General features: G+C 72.6%; 13 protein-coding genes. 5 read left to right on the forward strand and 8 right to left on the reverse strand.

All coding sequences use genetic code 11. The features are described 5' to 3' along the window. Positions 1-137: 137 nt before the first annotated feature. Both KBX26_RS15865 and KBX26_RS15870 read right to left on the reverse strand, forming a co-directional pair. Entirely contained in the window at positions 138-980 is an 843-nt protein-coding gene (locus KBX26_RS15865) for an endo alpha-1,4 polygalactosaminidase (RefSeq protein WP_210865765.1), read from the reverse strand. 117 nt (positions 981-1,097) lie between these two features. After that, on the reverse strand, positions 1,098-2,258 hold the full coding sequence (locus tag KBX26_RS15870; RefSeq protein WP_030335272.1) for a CAP domain-containing protein: 1,161 nt from the start codon (positions 2,256-2,258) through the stop codon (positions 1,098-1,100). A 371-nt stretch (positions 2,259-2,629) separates the two neighbouring features. On the opposite strand from KBX26_RS15870, the gene KBX26_RS15875 reads away from it, so the two are divergent. From KBX26_RS15875 to KBX26_RS15885, 3 genes are all read left to right on the forward strand, one after another. Beyond that, on the forward strand, positions 2,630-2,824 hold the full coding sequence (locus KBX26_RS15875; protein ID WP_007456482.1) for a hypothetical protein: 195 nt from the start codon (positions 2,630-2,632) through the stop codon (positions 2,822-2,824). Positions 2,825-3,170: 346 nt separating this feature from the next. Further along, entirely contained in the window at positions 3,171-6,785 is a 3,615-nt protein-coding gene (gene smc, locus KBX26_RS15880) for a chromosome segregation protein SMC (protein WP_210865766.1), read from the forward strand. Continuing rightward, positions 6,785-7,405, forward strand: a complete 621-nt coding sequence (locus KBX26_RS15885) for an HAD family hydrolase (RefSeq protein ID WP_210865767.1) — start codon at positions 6,785-6,787, stop codon at positions 7,403-7,405. The genes smc and KBX26_RS15885 overlap by 1 nt, the downstream gene beginning before the upstream one ends. A gap of 72 nt (positions 7,406-7,477) precedes the next feature. On the opposite strand, the gene KBX26_RS15890 is transcribed toward KBX26_RS15885, so the two are convergent. Continuing rightward, positions 7,478-8,428 (reverse strand): SMP-30/gluconolactonase/LRE family protein, encoded by a 951-nt coding sequence (locus KBX26_RS15890; protein WP_030335265.1) that lies wholly within the window; start codon positions 8,426-8,428, stop codon positions 7,478-7,480. Positions 8,429-8,504: 76 nt separating this feature from the next. On the opposite strand from KBX26_RS15890, the gene KBX26_RS15895 reads away from it, so the two are divergent. Further along, positions 8,505-9,479, forward strand: coding sequence for a helix-turn-helix transcriptional regulator (locus KBX26_RS15895; protein ID WP_210858525.1), 975 nt, complete (start codon positions 8,505-8,507; stop codon positions 9,477-9,479). Between the two features lie 11 nt (positions 9,480-9,490). Here KBX26_RS15895 and KBX26_RS15900 read toward each other — a convergent pair whose 3' ends face one another. The 5 genes from KBX26_RS15900 to KBX26_RS15920 form a co-directional block, all read right to left on the reverse strand. After that, positions 9,491-10,012 (reverse strand): DinB family protein, encoded by a 522-nt coding sequence (locus tag KBX26_RS15900; protein WP_210865768.1) that lies wholly within the window; start codon positions 10,010-10,012, stop codon positions 9,491-9,493. Between the two features lie 43 nt (positions 10,013-10,055). Then, on the reverse strand, positions 10,056-10,550 hold the full coding sequence (locus KBX26_RS15905; RefSeq protein WP_030335260.1) for a universal stress protein: 495 nt from the start codon (positions 10,548-10,550) through the stop codon (positions 10,056-10,058). A gap of 9 nt (positions 10,551-10,559) precedes the next feature. Beyond that, a complete protein-coding gene (locus tag KBX26_RS15910) occupies positions 10,560-12,179 on the reverse strand; it encodes an MDR family MFS transporter (protein WP_030335258.1) in 1,620 nt (539 codons plus the stop codon). A gap of 145 nt (positions 12,180-12,324) precedes the next feature. Continuing rightward, entirely contained in the window at positions 12,325-12,765 is a 441-nt protein-coding gene (locus KBX26_RS15915) for a MarR family winged helix-turn-helix transcriptional regulator (RefSeq protein ID WP_245233712.1), read from the reverse strand. Between the two features lie 10 nt (positions 12,766-12,775). Then, positions 12,776-14,503 carry an alkaline phosphatase D family protein gene (locus tag KBX26_RS15920; protein WP_210865769.1) on the reverse strand — a complete coding sequence of 576 codons (1,728 nt, stop codon included), beginning with the start codon at positions 14,501-14,503 and terminating at the stop codon, positions 12,776-12,778. Positions 14,504-14,751: 248 nt separating this feature from the next. On the opposite strand from KBX26_RS15920, the gene ftsY reads away from it, so the two are divergent. Next, the gene (gene ftsY, locus KBX26_RS15925; protein WP_030335252.1) at positions 14,752-15,933 is read left to right on the forward strand and encodes a signal recognition particle-docking protein FtsY; all 1,182 of its coding nucleotides are present in this window, start codon (positions 14,752-14,754) and stop codon (positions 15,931-15,933) included.

A 15,933-nucleotide genomic window follows, 5' to 3' on the forward strand; every position in this document is an offset into this window, starting at 1 on the left:
TGATCAACTCCGTTTCATTGATGTCGCGGTGTCCAAGGTCGCCGGATACCGCGACATCATGAAACCCGAGTCGATCAAGCGGCGGCCGCGCAGCGGCGGGGGCTGGGCGAGGGCGGGGCTGGGCGGCGGGGCCGGGATCAGGGCAGGGGGCAGGCTTCCCGGGAGGCGTCCAGGGTGCGGTCCTTGCGGATCGACGCGAAGCCGTAGCCGACAGTGGTGACACAGAAGTCGTCGGTGGAGCCGGTGTACTCCACGTGGAAGACCGGCTTGCCGGCGTCGCTGAACGGCAGCAGTTTGGCGCACTGGGCCAGCCGGACGCACTCCTCGTTGACCGCGAAGTCGAAGTCCGGGGCGAGCGCGGCGAGCTGCGGCACATCGTTGGCCAGCCCGGGGGAGAGGCTCAGCGAGCGGGCCAGCTCGGCCAGCCGGCGGTTGAACAGCAGTTGGTCGTCGAAGTCGAGCGGAAAGCCGGTGCGGGCCGCGTACCCGTCGGCGTCGAAGAGCGCCACCGCGCCGAAGCCCTTGCCCCGGCAGAGTCGGAAACGGTCGGCCAGCACCGGCCGGAGCGCGTCCCAACTCCGGACGTCCAGCCACCGGCTGTCGGGTCGACGCCCGGCCGCGCCCCGGACGATCTCCGGGAACCGGTTGGCGTCCGGGTCGTCGGAGCCGACCGACCCCACGTTCACCTGGCAGATCAACCGGCGGTCCCGAGAGCGCAGCTCGGCGGTCTGCGCGGCGGTGGTGGTCACCGGGTCGAGCAGGAAGACGTCGGCGTCCACCGCCGGATCGAGCGGGCCGCTGAGCTGCCACTGCCACTGCCACTGCCGGGCCTGTTCCGTCGGCCAGGCGGTGGGCGCGCCGGGTGGGGTCAGCGCGGGACGGCACCCGTACGCCGGCAGCACCAGCACGAGCACGACGCTGGCCGACAGGGCGCGGCGCAGTGGGCGTACGGCGACGCGTCGCCGTGGCCGGATCCGCATCGGCAGCTCCCGGGTCCCGGACGGCCGGTCGCCGCCCGCACCGGTACGCGGCCCCCACGCTCCGGCCCGACGTACCTCACCGGGTCAAACGAGCGCGGGGGCGGGAACGACGCGCGATCAGCGCGGCGCCGCGAAGACCTGCGTCCAGTACGGTCCGTTGCTGCTGGCGATGCCGACGCCGATCTCGGTGAACGCGCAGTTCAGGATGTTTGCCCGGTGGCCGGAGCTGTTCATCCAGGCGTCCATGACCGCGGCCGGGGTCTTCTGGTTCCAGGCCACGTTCTCGCCGTACGTGCGCCAGGTGTAGCCGACCCGGTCCAGCCGGGTGCCGGCGTTGCTGCCGTCGCTGCCGGTGTGCGACATGTTCTGGTGGTCGGCCTGATCCTGGCTGTGCCGCTGGGCGGCAGTCATCAGCTTGTCGTCGATGCTGAGCGCCTTGCAGCCGGCCTTGGCTCGTTCGGCGTTGACCAGGTCCACCACCTCGCGGGCCTGGGCGCTGACCGAGCCGCTGGAGCCGCCGGTGTTGGTGGAGCCGCCGGTGCTGCTCGGCGCGCTGGTGCGCGCGACGCTGCGCCGTGACGCCGCGGTGCTCCGCGGCGATGTCGGCGTGGGCTTGACGACCTTGCTCGGCGTCGGGCTCGGCGACGTCGGGCTGGGTGTGGCGGACGGGGAGGGCGCGGCGAGGGTGTCCAGCACCGGCTCCTCGGTCGGTACGGCCGACGCGGCGTAGGAGTCGTCGACGGCCGTCGGTTGCGCGGCCCCGTCGTCACCGCCGGGAAGCGCGAGCGCGCCGACGCCGAAGCTCACCACGAGGGTGGCGGCCGCGGCGGCGCCCCCGATCATCAGCGGCTTGCGCCAGCGGCGTGGGGAGCGGTGCCGTCCCTCTGCGGTCCGCCCGGTCTCGGCGGCGGCGCGCCAGCCGTTGCTGGTCTCCGGGTCGCTGTCGGGCTGCCAGCCGCCGGGCGCCTCATTCTCGGCGTGCCAACCGCCGGTGTCCTGCGGCCCCGGGCGGTTGTCGCCCCAGCGGCTGTTCGCACCGTCCGGCTGGTGGGCCGGCCATGGCGCCGTGTGCGCCTCCGCGGGCGTCGCCGGCTCCGGCTGTCGGCCGCTGGTGGGCTGCTCCCGGTGCCACTCGTCGCCCGGCTGACCGGGCTCGTCACCGAACAGATAGGCCGAGCGGGGCTCCGGGCGGTCGTGCAGCCAGGCCGGCTCGTCGGTCGGCCCTCCGGTGCGCCGGGGGGCGCCGTTCGGGTCCATCGGATCGGTCCAGCCGTACACGCCTATGCCTCCAGGGGTCGGTTGCGGGCCGGGGTGACGCTACGGCGCGCCTACGACCTGCGGCAACGTGGCTAAGAAAGAGTTAAGGCGAAGTCGGACGCCAGGGTGCGGACTTCGGCGGATCCGGGCGTACAGTAAAGGCGTCCGGACAGAGAGTGTCCGTGCCTTGCGGCAGCCCCCCGACAAGTGGACAGGTCGACGTGGAGATGATCTACGGCCTGCGAGAACTTGACGAAGGAGGGGTTTGCGGCTCAATATATAGGTGTCGCCAGTCGCGCCCGGTCATGCCCAGATACAGCCTGGAATGACAGCCGCGTACAAATGGGCGCGCGTTGGCCGGCCTTTCCGGCAGCGCATATCAAGGAGTCAGCATGGCGAAGGCCCTCTACGGCCACGTAGGTGCAGCGCCCGACCGGCGTCTGCTCGACGAGGTCACCCGACTGCGTGCCAGGGTCCAGGCACTGGAGTTCGAGATCACGCGTCTGCGTGCCGACAATGATCGGCTCGCGGCGGCTGCGGCGGAGGCGGACGATCTGCTCCGTCTGGCCGAGCCGGCGCTGACCTGATCTTCAGGTCCTCAAAACTGAATCGCACCACCGCAAAAATGCGCGCCGACACCTCTGTGCCGGCGCGCAACACTGTCCGGCACCTTTTCGACACCGACCATTCATGATCTTGCGATGGGTCGGGGAAGCGCACCTCGCAGTTACCGAAAAGCGCGTCGATGGATAAGCGATCATGAAAGGTGCTTGCCTTTCTTTGCGGGCGACAGAACGGCAGCGCCCCCCACGGTCGACGCGACGCGGGGCGGGTCGCGTGCCGGCCCGCTCCCACCGCCGGGTTAGTCTGCGAGTTCACCCAGGTCCCCACAGCCGGCGACGGTACGGCGGCCACCGGACGAGGATCGAGTAGGTGTATCTCAAGAGCCTGACGGTGAAGGGGTTCAAGTCCTTCGCCTCCGCCACGACGTTGAAGCTGGAACCCGGGATCACCTGTGTGGTGGGCCCGAACGGCTCGGGCAAGTCCAACGTCGTCGACGCCATCGCCTGGGTGCTCGGCGAGCAGGGCGCCAAGGCGCTGCGTGGCGGCAAGATGGAGGACGTCATCTTCGCCGGCACCGCCGGTCGGGCGCCGCTGGGCCGCGCCGAGGTCACCCTGACCATCGACAACACCGACGGCGCGCTGCCGATCGAATACACCGAGGTCTCCATCACCCGCCGGATGTTCCGCTCCGGCGAGAGCGAGTACGAGATCAACGGCAACTCCTGCCGGCTGCTCGACATCCAGGAACTGCTCTCCGACTCCGGCATCGGCCGGGAGATGCACATCATCGTCGGGCAGGGCCGCCTCGACGGCATGCTGCACGCCAAGCCGGAGGACCGCCGCGCGTTCATCGAGGAGGCGGCCGGCGTCCTCAAGCACCGCAAGCGCAAGGAAAAGGCGCTGCGCAAGCTCGACGCGATGCAGACCAACCTCAACCGCCTCACCGACCTCACCGCCGAGCTGCGTCGTCAGCTCAAGCCGCTGGGCCGGCAGGCCGAGGTGGCCCGACGCGCCGCCGCCATCCAGGCCAACCTGCGCGACGCCCGGTTGCGCCTGCTCGCCGACGACCTGGCCACCCTGCGGACCACCCTGGATCGGGAGATCGCCGACGAGACCGCGCTGCGCGAGCGGCGTGAGCAGATCGAGGGCGAGCACGCCGAGGTGCAGGGCCGGCTCGGTGAGCTGGAGGCCGCCCTCGCGGAGGACGCTCCGCTGCTCGCCGCCGCCCAGGACACCTGGTACAAGCTGTCCGCCCTGCAGGAACGCTTCCGCTCGATCGAGCAGTTGGCCCGGGAACGGCTGCGGCACCTGAGCGCCACCGGCGACGACGAGCGACCCGGCCGCGACCCGGACCAGCTGGAGGCCGAGGCCGAGCGGGTCCGCGAGCAGGAGGAGGAGCTGCGCGGCGCGCTCACCGACGACCAGATCCGACTGGCCGAGGCGGTCGAGCACCGCCAGGAGCTGGAACGGCAGCTCGCCGCCGCCGAACGGGAGCTGGTCGCCGCCGCCAAGGCCATCGCCGACCGGCGGGAGGGAATGGCGAGGCTCACCGGCCAGGTCAACTCCGCCCGGGCTCGGACCACCAGCGCCGGCGAGGAGATCGAACGCCTCGCCATCGCGCACGCCGACGCGCTGGGCCGCGCCGAGCAGGCGCAGGCCGACCTGGACGCGGTCGCCGCCCAGTCCACCGAGGCCGACCGGGACAACGCGGACCTGGATGCCCGGCACGCCGAGGCGGTCGCCGTGCAGGAGCGGGCACAGGCCAGCGTCCGATCACTGACCGACGCCGAGCGGGCGGCGGAGAAGGACGCCGCCACCTGGAAGGCCAGGGAGGAGGCGCTCGCCCTGGGGCTGCGGCGCAAGGACGGTGCGGGGGCCCTGCTCGCCCGCGCCGGGGACGTGCCCGGCCTGCTCGGCAGCCTCGCCGGGCTGCTCACCGTCGCCCCGGGCCACGAGGCCGCGCTGGCCGCCGCGCTCGGCGGCCTCGCCGACGCGGTCGCCGTCAGTGGGGTGGACGAGGCCGTCGAGGCGATGCGGCTGCTGAAGATCTCCGACGCCGGCCGGGCCGGCCTGCTGGTCGGCAGCCCGGCGGGGCCCGGCATGACCGGCTCCGCGGACGCGCTGCGCCCGAAGCTGCCGGACGGTGCCCGGTGGGCGCCCGACCTGGTGGAGTGCGGCGACGAGCTGCGGCCGGCGGTGCACCGGGCCCTACGCGACGTGGCGCTCGTCGATGATCTCGCCGCCGCGGCGGAGCTGGTCGCCACCAACCCCGAGCTGCGGGCGGTCACCCCGGACGGTGACGTGGTCGGGGCGTACGCGGCCGCGGGTGGGTCGGCCAAGGCCCCCAGCTACATCGAGGTGCAGGCCGCCGTGGAGGAGGCTCGCGCCAATCGGCTCACCGCCGAACGCGCCGCCTTGGAGCTGCGTGACCAGTTGGTCGAGGCGCGCGCCGAGGTGGCCGCCGCCAAGGAGGCAGTGCAGCACGCCGCCGCCGAGAAGCGCGAGGCGGAGAGCCACCGCAACGCCGCCGCCCGCCGCCTGGCCGAGCTGGGCGCGGCAGCCCGGTCCGCGAAAGCCGAGACGGACCGGCTCGGGGACTCCCGCTCCCGCGCCGAGGCCGCCCGGCAACGGGACCTCACCGCCCTCGCCGAACTGGAGGAGCGGCTGCGGCTGGCCGAGGAGACCCCGGTCGACGCCGAGCCCTCCACCGAGGAACGCGACCAACTGGCGGCCATGGTGCCGCAGGCCCGGCAGAACGAGATGGAGGTCCGGCTCGCCGTCCGTACCGCCGAGGAGCGGGTCTCCTCGATCGCCGGCCGGGCCGACTCCCTCGCCCGGCAGGCCACCGCGGAACGGGCCGCCAGGGAACGCGCGGCGGCCCGGCGGGCCGCCCGCGCCCGGGGCGCGAGCATCGCCGGGTCCGTCGCCGGTGGCGCCCGGGAGGCGCTGACCCGGCTGACCACCTCGATCGCGACGGCCGAGGAGCACCGCGACGCGGTCGCCCTGGAACGGGCCGCGCGCGAGGCGGAGCTTCAGGAGGTACGCGGCGCCGCCAAGCGGCTCGGCGCGGAGCTGGAGCGGCTGACCAGCCAGGTGCACCGCGACGAGGTGGCCCGGGCGGAGCAGCGGCTGCGAATCGAGCAGTTGGAGGCGAAGGCCGCCGAGGACTTCGGGCTGGACGTGGAGACGCTCGTCGCCGAGTACGGCCCCACCCAGCCCGTGCCGCCGACCCAGGTCGACGTCGCGGCGGCCGAACGGGACGGTCTGCCGGTGCCCGAGCCGGTGCGCTACGAGCGGCCGGTGCAGGAGAAGCGGGCCGCGAAGGCGGAACGCGAACTCGCCCTGCTGGGCAAGGTCAACCCGCTCGCGCTGGAGGAGTTCGCCGCGCTGGAGGAGCGTTTCAAGTTCCTCTCCGAGCAGTTGGAGGACCTCAAGGCCACCCGCCGGGACCTGCTCACCGTGGTCAAGGACGTGGACGAGCGGATCCTGGAGGTGTTCGCCAGCGCCTTCGAGGACACCGCCCGCGAGTTCGAGCAGGTGTTCACAGTGCTCTTCCCCGGCGGCGAGGGACGGCTGATCCTCACCGAACCGGACGACCTGCTCACCACCGGCGTCGAGGTGGAGGCCCGCCCGCCGGGCAAGAAGATCAAGCGGTTGTCGCTGCTCTCCGGTGGCGAGCGGTCGCTGACCGCGGTGGCCATGCTGGTGGCGATCTTCCGCGCCCGACCCAGCCCGTTCTACATCATGGACGAGGTGGAGGCGGCCCTGGACGACGTCAACCTGGGCCGGCTGATCACACTGCTGGCACAGTTGCGGGAGAAGAGTCAGCTGATCGTCATCACGCACCAGAAGCGGACGATGGAGATCGCCGACGCGCTCTACGGCGTGACCATGCGCAGCGGGGTCACCCAGGTGATCAGCCAACGGCTCAACCGGGCCGACGAGGACGACCAGCGGCACGGCCGCGGCGAGGAGAACGGGTAGTGGCTCGGGAACGCGCGACGGCGCTCCTGCTGGACTTCGACGGCGTACTGCGTCGGTGGGACCCGGCGGTGGCCGCCGTTGTGGAGCGGGAGTACGGCCTCTCCGAGGGGGTGCTCGGCGAGATCGCCATGCAGTGGGGGCGGCTCCAGCCGGTGCTCACCGGCCAGGTCAATCACGCCGAGTGGATGAGCAGTGTGGCGGACGCCCTGACCGAATCGGTGGGCAGCCCGGAACGGGCCCGCGCTGCGGTGGAGCAGTGGCAGAGCTACCGGGGAGAGGTCGACCAGGAGGTGCTGGCGTTCGTCCGGGAGGTCCGCGCGGCGGGCGTCCGGGTCGGGCTGGGCACCAACGCCACCGACCTGCTCGACGCCGACCTGGCCGCGCTCGGCCTGGTCGGCGAGTTGGACGTGGTGGTCAACTCCTCGGTGGTCGGCGTGCACAAGCCCGCCCCGGAATACTTCCAGGCCGCCTGCGTGGCCCTGGCCACCCCGCCGGCCCGGGTCCTGTTCGTCGACGACGAGGACTGGGCCGTGCGAGGTGCCCGGGCCGCCGGGCTGTCGGCGCACCGCTGGGGCGGCCACGCCGACCTCCGTTACCTGCGCGCCGCCCTGGCGTACTGAGCGAGGCGACAGCGGCGCGTTCGTCGGCATCGCGGTGACCCGGCCCGCCAACGCTCGGGGCGTCGGGCCGGGTCAGCGCAGCCCGGGGACCTGGGTGACGGTGAAGGGCGGCGCCGGGGCGGACGCGTTGAGCTGGCTGTTCACCCAGAGCAGCCGGCCGGCGTCGCGGACGATCGTGGTCGGCGACTGCGCCAGGCCGGCCGGACGGGACTGCCGTACCACCCGAGCGGTTCTCCGGTCGGCGTCCACGATCGCCAGGTTCACCGCGAAATCCCAGCCGCCGGCGCCGTCGGGAAAGTTCACCACCCCGTAGAGCCGGTCGCCCTCCACCAGCAGCCCGTCGGCGCCCAGCTGGCCGTCGATCACCTCGACGGCCCTGGCCGTCCGCCCGACCAGGTCGACCCGCCACAGCCGCTCGGTGCCGGGCTGACCGTTGCCCTGGTCGCCGACGAGCGCGATCCGCCCGCCGTCGGTGACGACGATGCCGTTGAGGAATCCCGGCGCGACCGGGAAGTCAGCGGGGGCGAGCCACCGTACGAGGTTCCCGACCGTCGGGCCGTCCAGCGCCGCCCGCCACAGCGTGCCGGTGGCCGAGTCGGTGACGTAGACCGCGTCGGCGGTCAGCGCCAGGTCGTTGAGGGCGGCGCCCGGCCCCGTCCGTCGGGCCAGCAGCTCACCGTCCGGGGCGTACACGAAGAGCGCGCCGGTGTCCCAGCCGGCGACGAAGATCCGACCCCGCCGGTCGACGTGCAACCCGGCCGCCCGGGTACGCCCGTCCGCCCCCGGCGGCAGGAACTGTCGCAGCTCCCGGTCGCGGACGTGACCACGGTAGACGGCACCGGTGCCGAGACTGGTGACGTAGAGGGTGCCGTCCCGGGTCACCGCGATCCCCTCGGGCAGCACCCCGGACGCCCGGGAGACCACGTACGTGTCGGGGCGCGGGCGTTCGGCGAGCGCCGGGGCGGGTACGGCGACGGTCAGCACGGCCAGGCCGGCGGTGGCCGATGCGAGCAGCTTCTTCATGGCCCGAGGGTCACCGCACCGCCGGATCGTCTCCAGCCCCTTTCGCACCCGCCCGAAAGGTGGCAGCGTCGATGCCGTGGTGACTCTGCACCTGAGCGCGGCGGACCTCAGCCGTACCGTGTTGCGTGCCGAGCCGTCGGTGTTGTTGGAGCTGGGGGCTGCCGGGCAACGGGTGTTCCAGACCACCGTGCCGGAACACCTGGTCGCGTGGCGGGCCCGTACCCGTGCCGCACTGCGCCCGGTCATGTGGCCCTACCTGGACCTGTGCCGTCGCGAGAGGTGGTTCCCGGACTTCCTCACCCCGCCCCGCTTCGGTGGGGAGCTTGGCCCCGCGTTGGCGGAGGTCGCGGCCACCCCGGCGGCGACCCTCGCCGCGGAGCTACGACCGCGGATCGAGGCCGGCGAGCTGCCGCCCCGGGTCGGTCCGCTCGCCGACGGGAAACCAGCCGCGGTACGCCGCCTACTCGATGCGATGGAGGCTTTCCACGCCGTCGCGGTGGGCGCGTACTGGGAGACGATCGTCGCGGCGGTGCACGCCGACCGGACGGTACGCGGTCGAGCCATCGTGGACGCAGGGCTCGACCGCGTGCTCCGTGGCCTCAGCCCTTACCTGCACTTCACGCCGACGGGGGACACGTACGAGCTGTCGTACCGGTGCGCCTTCGGCGGGGACGTCGGTCTGTCGCCGGGCGGCAGGGGCGTCACCCTGGTGCCCTCGTACTTCGTGCCGCAGCCCGCTGTGCTCGACGACCCGGCCGGCCCGCTGGTGCTGACCTACCCGATCCGGCCGGCCCGGCGGGAACTGGCCACCGGCCAGCCCCTCGCCCACCTGCTCGGCCGGAGCCGGGCCGCCGTGCTGCAAGTGGTCGCCGACGGCCTCAGCACCTCACAGGTGGCCCGAGCGGTGGGCATCTCGATCGCCTCCGCCAGCGAGCACACCAGCACCCTGCGCCGGGCCGGACTGATCGCCACCCACCGGGCCGGTTCGTCAGTGGTGCACACGCTGACCCCGCTGGGCGAGCACATGCTGCGGGCCGGGCGGCCGGACTGACGGCTACCCGGTCACTCGCCGGTGACGCCGTCGATGCGTTCGCGGATCAGATCGGCGTGCCCGTTGTGCCGGGCGTACTCCTCGATCATGTGCACGTACACCCAGCGCAGGTTGAACGTGCGCTTCTTCGGGCCGACCTCGGTGAACGTCTCGTCGAGCGAGTGGCCGGCGGCGGCCTCGCGGGCCAGCGCCACCTCGCGGTGGAAGATGGCGAAGTCGGCCTCGGCGTTGGCGGCGCTGACGTCGTGGTCGGCGTCCGGTGTCTCCGGGGTGAAGTACGGGTAGTCGACCTGCGCGCCGGCGAAGTTCTCCCGGAACCACCAGGCCTCGACCTCGGCCAGGTGCCGGACCAGGCCGAGCAGTGTCAGCCCGGACGGCTCCACGCTCGGTGTGCGCAACTGCTCCTCGGTGAGGCCGGCGCACTTGAGCAGCAGGGTCTGCCGCTGGTAGTCGAGCCAGCCGTCGAGCATGGTGCGCTCGTCGCCGACGTACGGTTCGGGGGTCCGGGTGATCTCCGGTGCGATCCAGGTCATGCCGCGCATCCTGCCCGGCCCCTCCGACAGCCGCGACCCGTTATCAGGGCACCACGACGACGGGCCAGCGGCCGGCCCGGACCAGCCGGGTGGCGACCGAGCCGACCAGCCGGTGCCCGGCCTGCTCGGAGGCCCCGACCACCACCATGTCGGCCTGGAACTCGTCGGCCGCGGCGCGCAGCTCGCCGTACGCGTCGCCGCGCCGCACCACCAGGGTCACCGGAATGCTCCACTGCTCGGCCCCGCGCCGGCACTCCCGACGCAGCTCGTCGGCCAGCTCGTCGTGGGTGCGCTGGACCGCGCCCGCATCCATCCCGGGCACCAGCGCGGTCAACCCGCTCGGCGAGCTGACGAAGACCACCACCAGCGCGGCGCCCTGCCGACGGGCGAGCCCCGCGGCGTAGAAGCCGGCCCGCTCGGAGGTGCGGGTGCCGTCGACGCCCACCATGATCACCCGTGGCCCGTCCGTGCCGCGCTCGAAAGGCAGCGGCCGGGCCCGGGGACCGTACTCCTCGCGGTCCGGTGCTCCCACGCCCATGGTTCTACCTCACCTCTGCTCGCCGGTACGGATCACGGGTGCGCCAGCGCCGGCGGCGAGTGTCGATTCCCGCTCGACCTCGCCGGAAACCGGGTTGCCGTTGTGCTGGCGCAGCGGCACCTCCTTGATGAAGGCCACCGCGATCAGCGCGATCAGCGCGAACGGGGCGGCGGTCAGGAAGATGTCGCCGGCGCCGTGGCCGTACGCGCTCTCCACCACCGCCCGCAGCGGGCCGGGCAGGGTGTGCACGTCGGGCAGGGTGCCGCCGCCGCCCGAGCTGGATGCCGGGATGCCGAGCTGGGCCAGCCCGTCGGCGGTGTAGTCCTTGACCTTGTGGGCGAGCACCGCGCCGAGGGCGGACACACCGATCGCGCCGCCGAGGCTGCGGAAGAACGCCACCACCGAGCTGGCCGCGCCGAGTTCGTGCGGGCCGACGGTGTTCTGCACGGCGAGGACCAGGTTCTGCATGGTCATGCCGAGGCCGACGCCGATCACCAGCATGTAGACGCTGAGCAGTGTGAAGTTGGTGTCGGCGCGGAGGGTGCCCATCAGCGCGAAGCCGATGGTGAGCAGCGCCGAGCCGATCACCAGGTACCGCTTCCAACGGCCGGTCCTGGTGATGACCCGCCCGATGACAGTGGAGGAGACCAGCAGGCCGAGAATCATCGGCAGGGTCATCAGACCGGACATGGTCGGGCTCTGACCGCGGCTGATCTGGAAGTACTGGCCCAGGAAGATCGACGCGCCGAACATGCCCACACCGACCGCGATGCTGGCGACGACGGCGAGGGTGATGGTGCGGTTGCGGAACAGCCGCGGCGGGATCATGGGCTCGGCGGCCCGGGTCTCGACCCGGATCGCCAGGGCGCCGAGGATCAGCGCGCCGACGACCATGGCGGCGGTCTGCCAGGAAGCCCAGGCGAACTGGTCGCCGGCGAGCGAGACCCAGATCAGCAGCAGCGACACGGCTGCGGTGATCAGGGTGGCGCCCCACCAGTCGATTTCGGCCTTCCGCTTGACGACCGGCAGGTGCAGGGTCTTCTGGAGCACGATCAGCGCGACGATGGCGAACGGCACGCCGACGTAGAAGCACCAGCGCCAGCCGAGCCAGGAGGTGTCCACGATCACGCCGCCGATCAGCGGTCCGCCGATGGTGCCGACGGCCATCACCGCGCCGAGGTAGCCGCTGTAGCGGCCCCGCTCGCGGGGCGCGATCATCGTGGCCATGATCACCTGGGCCAGCGCGGTGAGGCCACCGGCGCCGATGCCCTGGAGCACCCGGCACGCGATCAGCTCTCCGGTGCCCTGGGCGAGGCCGGCCAGCACCGAGCCCAGCACGTAGATCCCCAGGGCCAGTTGGACGAGGGTCTTCTTGCTGGTCAGGTCGGCCAGCTTGCCCCAGATGGGGGTCGTCGCGGTGGTCGCGAGCAGGGCCGAGGTCACCACCCAGGTGTACGCGGACTGGCCGCCGTGCAGTTCGGTGATGATCCGTGGCAGCGCGTTCGAGATGACCGTGGATGAGAGGATCGCGACGAACAGGCCCAGAAGGAGGCCGGAGAGTGCTTCCAGGATCTGCCGGTGGGTCATGGTCACGGCGGTTGCCTGGGGAGGCACTGTCGCCTGGCTCATCGTTTGTTGCCTCCGAGCGGAGTCGGGGTGGAACGGCGGAGGGCGGGGCGCGCGGCCGCCTGAGAGTTGCCTGAAGCAACCGTATGCCTTAGTTGCCTGAAGCAACAACTTGTCCGACCGGCACCCTATTCCCGGTCACCGGGCGCTACTGCCAGGAGTCGTTGAACCGACCGAGCAGCCGGGCGAAATCCTCGATGTCGCGCTCCGACCAGCCGTCCAGGGCACGCACGAACTCGCCCAGCCGGGCCGCGCGGGCCACGTCGAACCGGCGCTGCCCCTGCTCGGTCAGGCTGATCTGCGCGGCCCGCCGGTCACTCGGATCGGGGTCGCGGTGGACCAGACCGAGCACCTCCAACGCGTTGATCTGCCGGCTCAGCGTCCCCTTGCCCACGCCCAGCCGCGCCGCCAACTCGGTCAACCGGATCGACCCGCTCCGCCGCAACCAGAGCAGCAACCCGTAGGTGTTCGGCTCCAGATTCGGGTGCACCTCCCGGGCGATCTCCCAGGAGACCGCCCGGCCACGGCGCAGCAGAGCGGTCAACTCGTGCTCAACCGCCCGGATCGGCTCCGGCAGGTGCTCATCCACGGCGTAGAGACTACGGCGCGCCCGCGCCGCTGCTCCCGGAGAGTCGACGCCGCATCACCGGGCGTAGGTGCCCGTCACTCGTGGTGCCCTCGATCACCACGTCGGCGTCGCGCCCCCGATGGGTCAGGGTGGCGACCGCGTTACCGAAGTACGGGCCGGCCAGCTTGCGCCAGCGCACCCCCGGCCGGCGTACGCCCGCCGAACGCGCCAACGCCCGGGTCGCCCCGGCCGGACCGGGTGACCAGCCCAGCCGCATCAGCGGACGGATGCCCGCCGGCACCTGGTTGTGGATCGGCGAACAGGTGAGCTGGTGCACCGGAGTCACCACCGCCGGATCGGCGAACCGGGCCCGCGCCACGTACGAGTGGTGCACGTCACCGGAGAGCACGCTGATCGACGCCGGTGGGGCGTACGCCGGACCGGCCCCGACCCGCGCCCCGGACTGTCGAGGCGTGCCGGTGCCGATGCGCGCGAACGTCTCCGCCAGCGCCTCGAAGGAACGCCGGAACGCCGCCCAGTGCTCCAGGTCCAGAGCGCGGCGCAGCTTCTCCGCCCCGCGCGCCACCCACGGTCGGCGCGAGTCCGCCAGTTTCTCGTTCCACGCCTCGATGTGGTGAATGCCCTGCGGCAGCAGCCAGGGCAGCGAGGCACCCACCACCAGGTGGTCGTAGACCCCGTGCGCCTGGTCGAGGAACCAGGCCCACTCGCCGGGCGGCAGCATCGCCCGGTTGTTGGACTCGAGCACCCGGCTGCACCTGTTGTCCAGCATCACCAGCCGCGTCCGGCCCAGATCCAGCGCGTAGCTCCACTGGTACTGCACCGCGCGCCACCGCTCGGTGTCGTGCGCCAGGTCGGACTCCTGGTCGACCCGGTGGCCGAACTCGCGCAGCACGCTGGTGGCGTCCTCGGCGGCGACGACCTTCGCGAAGACCGGATCGGCGACGATCTCGTCGGGGGAGAGGTTGCCAAGGTGCTGGTAGACCCAGTACGAGGCGAGCCCGCTGCCGATCCGCTCCTGCCACCACGGCTGCTCGCGCACCTCGGCACGCCACGCCGCCGAGGTGTTCCAGTCGTCGATGATCTCGTGATCGTCAAAGATCATCACGCTCGGCACGGTGGAGAGCAGCCAGCGGATCTCCGGGTCACGCCAGGACTCCAGGTAGAGCTTGGTGTACTCGTCGAAGCTCACCACCTGGTCGGCCGGAGCGCCCTTCGGCCGCCGCCGCCGTCGACGCAGCAGCCGACGCACGGTCGGCGAGGTGACGTCGGCGTAGACCTGGTCACCGAGCAGCACCAGCAGGTCGGGCAGCGGGTTCGACTCCGGGTCGGCCATCAACCGCCGGGCGTACGCGTCCAGCGCGTCCGGCGGCAGCTTGCGGGTGGTGGCGTGCTGGGTGGTCTCCCGGCACGAGCCGAAGATCATGTTGACCGGCTGGTCCCGGTCGTCGGCGGCCCGGGTGCGGATCACGCTCGGCGGGAACCCGCTGCTCGGCACCGGCCAGACCATTTCGTCGTCGACCAGGACCTGGTAGGTGGTCTCGCTGTCCGGAGTGAGCCCCTCCACCACCACGAGGGCGTAGTGGTGGTCGTACGCCGAGAAGGTGGGCGCGGTGCCGGTGGCGCCGCCTGCGGTGCGGACCGTGACCACGGCGGGCGCCGCCGTCTCGACCCAGATCGTCGCCCGGGTGTCCACCACGCGCCGCAGCAGTGGGCCGATGAGGAGGTGTGCGGCGGGCATGCGGCCGAGCCTACCGCCGGTCAGCGGCCCCGGCCGGGTGCGGTGGCTGAGACGCCGGGCACCGCTCGGGGTGCGGTGGCTGGGGGCCCGGGCACCGCTCAGGGTGCGGTGGCTGGGGGACCGGGCACCGCTCGGGGTGCGGTGGCTGGGGGCCCGGGCACCGCTCAGGGTGCGGTGGCTGGGGGGCCGGGCACCGCTCAGGGTGCGGTGGCTGGGACGCCGCCGCCGGCATCTGACAGGATTCCGGCATGGCCGAATATCTCGTCCTCGCTCTGGTCCTGCTCGGTGTGCTGATCGCCGGCACAGTCGGGCTGGTCGTGCCGCGATTGCGGCGGCGGCCCGAGCCCCCGCTGCCGCGCACCGAGGTCGACACCAGGGCTGAGGAGGATCTCGCCGGCCCGCCGGTCGAGGCACCGGAGTCCGATCTGTCCACCGGCGTCCTGGTCGAGCCGCCTCCGGTGCTCGAACCGCAGGTGGAGGTCCCCGAGCCGACCGCCGGGCGGCTGGTCCGGCTCCGCTCGCGGTTGTCCCGCTCACAGAACGTGTTCGGCAAGGGCCTGCTCGGCCTGCTCGCCCGGGACCACCTCGACGAGGACGTCTGGGAGGAGATCGAGGACAGCCTGATCACCGCCGACGTCGGCGTCGACGCCACCCGCGACATCGTCGACCGGCTCCGGGAGCGCACCAGGGTGCTCGGCACCCGCTCGGCCTCCGAGCTGCGGGCCCTGCTCGCCGCCGAGCTGGTCAACGCGCTCGACCCGAGCCTGGACCGCTCGCTGCGGACCGCCCCCAAGGACGGCGTGCCGGCGGTGGTCCTGGTCGTCGGCGTCAACGGCGCCGGCAAGACCACCACCTGCGGCAAGATCGCCCGGGTGCTGGTGGCCGACGGTCGCAGCGTGCTGCTCGGCGCGGCCGACACCTTCCGGGCCGCCGCGGCCGACCAGCTGGAGACCTGGGGCTCACGGGTCGGCGCGGAGACCGTCCGGGGGCCCGAGGCCGCCGACCCGGCGAGCGTCGCCTTCGACGCCGTCAAGCGCGGCATCGACACCGGCGTGGACACCGTGCTCATCGACACCGCCGGCCGCCTGCAGAACAAGGTCGGCCTGATGGACGAGCTGGGCAAGGTCAAGCGGGTGGTGGAGAAGCAGGGCCCGATCGACGAGACACTGCTCATCCTCGACGCCACCACCGGGCAGAACGGGCTGGAGCAGGCCCGGGTCTTCACCGAGGTGGTCAACGTGACAGGTGTGGTGCTGACCAAGCTCGACGGCACCGCCAAGGGTGGCATCGTGATCGCCGTGCAGCGCAAGCTCGGCATCCCCGTGAAGCTGGTCGGCCTCGGCGAAGGCAAGGACGACCTGGCCCCGTTCGACCCGGCGCAGTTCGTCGACGCGTTGCTGGGGACCGAGGCCACCGGCCGGGACGCGTAG

This window comes from Micromonospora sp. C97 (assembly GCF_018070385.1).
Classification (GTDB): Bacteria; Actinomycetota; Actinomycetes; order Mycobacteriales; family Micromonosporaceae; genus Micromonospora; species Micromonospora parva.